At 63.4% G+C, this 2,358-nt stretch carries 2 protein-coding genes; both read right to left on the reverse strand.

Going from position 1 to position 2,358, the window contains the following annotated elements:
• Positions 1-17: 17 nt before the first annotated feature.
• Entirely contained in the window at positions 18-719 is a 702-nt protein-coding gene (locus AC1DJN_RS21565) for a hypothetical protein (protein ID WP_478040191.1), read from the reverse strand.
• Between the two features lie 110 nt (positions 720-829).
• Entirely contained in the window at positions 830-2,158 is a 1,329-nt protein-coding gene (locus tag AC1DJN_RS21570; RefSeq protein ID WP_032974955.1) for an NTP/NDP exchange transporter, read from the reverse strand.
• Positions 2,159-2,358: the final 200 nt, after the last annotated feature.

Raw genomic sequence — 2,358 nt, forward strand, 5'->3', positions numbered from 1 at the left:
ACCATGGCCTGTCACCCTCAACCATGGCCTGTCACCCTCACGATCACCAGCTGGATTCTGCGATAACGACGAAGCAGTCGCGTGACGACGTGACAACAATCCTCGCATGGACGCCGCTCCGTGAAGAGATACACCACTCCTTCCATCCGTCTCCAGAGCGGAAATCGATAGAGACGCCTTACGGCCAGATCAAAGTAGTTCAAGAGCAAGAATTCAGAGTCGTGATAGACCTTCTCCTTGCGCAGCCTCTCCGATCGCTTCTTAGCAAGGTGCAAGCGAGCTGCAGCCCGGGGGCTGTCCAAACGGCGGGTGGGCCGCCTGAAAGCTCTCTGGAAGTGGGGCCGAAGCCGAGGAGCGGTCAGCTGAGGAACGGCGCTGAGCCATGACTCGGCCTCCAGGTCGTTGCCTCTCCGCAGTACGTTCAACATTCCCTGTTCGTTGCAGGCGAGGACGTCAAACTCCAGGTCCTGACGGGCAACCTTGATCATCTCTGCCAATGCACGGGAACTGGGACCAATGACGTCGGTGAGAATGAGCCGACCTTCAAAACGTTGCGCGGCAAAGTTCACCAGCCCCAGATTGCCCTCCAGTTGCCTGCCCATGCTGTCTTGACCAGAAAGAGCATCCATTAGAAGGGTGCTCTCCAGAGCCCCCATTCGAAGCCGACTGACCAGGTTGAATGCATGAAATGCCCACGCCTCCAACTGACGTTCATCCAACGCATGACGCCGCGTGCTCCCATTGGGCATTCCCTTCTCCAGTAAGCACTGCAATCAAAGATCAGGCCTGAATCCATCTGCTCGCAGTGGCGGCCTGCCCCCCCCCCAAATCAACGGTCGCGCGGCAGCTTCTTCTCTTCGCGCAGCACGCCGAACGCCGCCAGGGTCATCAAGCCGGCGACGGCTACACCACCGATGAACACCACGTGCGAACCGAACAACGACAGCCCCTTGTGCAGCCAGGCGAAGGTCAGGTCGGCGCCGCGGTACACCACCGTGTCGATCGCCGCGCCGGCCTTGTAGCGCCACTGCCGGTCCACGCGGGTGTAGATGGTTTCGCGGGCCGGCTTGGCCAGGGCGAACTCGCTGGCGCGGGTCATCACCTGCACCACCGCCACCATCAGCGGCATCGGCGATGCGGCCAGCACCGAGAAGCCGATCAGGATCGCAAAACCGGGAATCAGCAACGCCGGGGCGATGCCGTGGCGCGACAGCAGCCAGCGGGTCAGCCCGAGCTGCATCAACAGCGCCAGCGCGTTCACCGCCAGGTCGATGCGCGAAAAGAAGGCTGTGGCAGCGCCTGCATCGTTGAACGAGGCACGCACGATGCTGGCCTGCTGGTTGTACAGCAAGGTGCCGACACCCACGCCGAACACCACCATGATCGCCAGCCAGCGCAGCAGGGGCTCGCGCACGATCAGCTTCAGGCCATCGAGCACGCTGCCGCCCATCGGCTGCTCACCCGACACCAGCTGCTGCTCACGCTCGCGCAGCACCGCCCAGTGGCGCAGGCGCCAGATGCACAACAGGCACACGACCAGGAAGCCGGCCGAAACCAGCATCAGGTTGGCGATGCCCACCCGCTGCACCAGCGCACTGGTGATGATCGGGCCGAGGAAGGCGCCAACAGTGCCGGCCGCACCGATGTAGCCGTAGTAGGCCCGCGCCTGCGCATTGGAGAACACATCGGCCATGAAGCTCCAGAACACCGCGACCGCAAACAGGTTGAACACGGTGATCCAGAAGAAGAACGCCATGCCCCGCCCCGGTACGCCGCTGTCGAACAGTGCGTAGAAGCCCAGCAGGGTGGCGACGAAGAAGCCGTACACCGCCGGCAGGAACACCCGCCGCGGGAAGCGGCTGACCAGCCAGCCATAGACCGGCTGCAGCACCAGCATGATCACGAATACGCAGGAGAACAGGAACTGCAGGACGAAGTCCTTCAGGGCGATGCCATGGCTGGCGAACCAGGCGATCAACGCCGCCGGGAACACCGTCTCCAGGTCGGCCGAAGCGGCCATCGCCTCGCGTACCGGCCGCAGCACGTAGTAGCCGCTGAGCAGGCAGAAGAAGTACAGAAACGACCACCACAGCGCCGGCGACTCGCGCAGCGCGGCCAGCAGGCCCTTCAGTGCCCCGCTCTCCCGCGCCGCGCTCACGCGGCTCCCCTCGCCCGCAAACGGCGGTTGGACAGCGGCATGGCAGGCTCCGGGGGCAGTGAAGCGCGTACGTTATCCAATGCACTGCAACATCGCCAGCGCRGGCGGCGCCGATGGCTGCAACGCAGTGTCACGGACTGGCCCGGCGGACACCTTGTGATACACGCTCTTCTGGCGTCAAAAATCCAACTTTTTCAACG

The sequence above is a fragment of the Stenotrophomonas sp. 05L414_2 genome, assembly GCF_056397905.1.